This window comes from Halospina sp. K52047b (assembly GCF_008709855.1).
Taxonomy (GTDB): Bacteria; Pseudomonadota; Gammaproteobacteria; order Pseudomonadales; family Oleiphilaceae; genus Halospina; species Halospina utahensis_B.
The window spans coordinates 1-509 of sequence record NZ_VYJH01000035.1 but is presented as its reverse complement, the minus strand read 5'-3'; the positions used below and the strand labels follow the sequence as shown (position 1 = coordinate 509).

Below are 509 nucleotides of genomic sequence, written 5' to 3'. Positions count from 1 at the left end.
TCGCTGTAATAGCTCGGGCGCAGGTAGCTGACCAGCAGGTGGCGGCCGCAGAACACGTACAGCGGCAGGTAGCAGTGGTGATCGTAATACCGGTGAAAGTGCCTGGCCGGCTGCTCACCGTGCAGAGGAATATCGGTACCGTCGAAATCCAGAACCAGCTCTTTCGGTGGCGTCTCATGCTGGTCAATGAACTGCTGCCACAGTACCCGGTGAGCCTCGACAACCGCCTGACGATCCACGCCGCGCTCCATCCGGCTCAGCGTGGACTTGCCGGCCAGGGCCTGATCCCGGCCGATGGCGCTTTGCAGGATCTGGTCAAAGCGCAGCTGTTGGTGATCGTTGAAATCCTCGTAGCCGGCAGCCAAGCCATAGACCCGTTGGGCCACCATCGATGACAGCGAGTGGCGAACCTTCGAGCTCATGCGTGAATCGTTCAATGCGCCGGCAAGCTGGCGGGTCAGGCCATGGCGTTTATCGACTTCGCGAAGCAACAACAATCCGGCGTCGGA

General features: G+C 60.7%; 1 protein-coding gene. It reads right to left on the bottom strand.

Annotated elements, in window-relative coordinates; translation table 11 throughout:
- Positions 1-509: transposase (locus F3089_RS15770; protein WP_192497421.1), on the bottom strand; the 509-nt coding region annotated here is incomplete at both ends.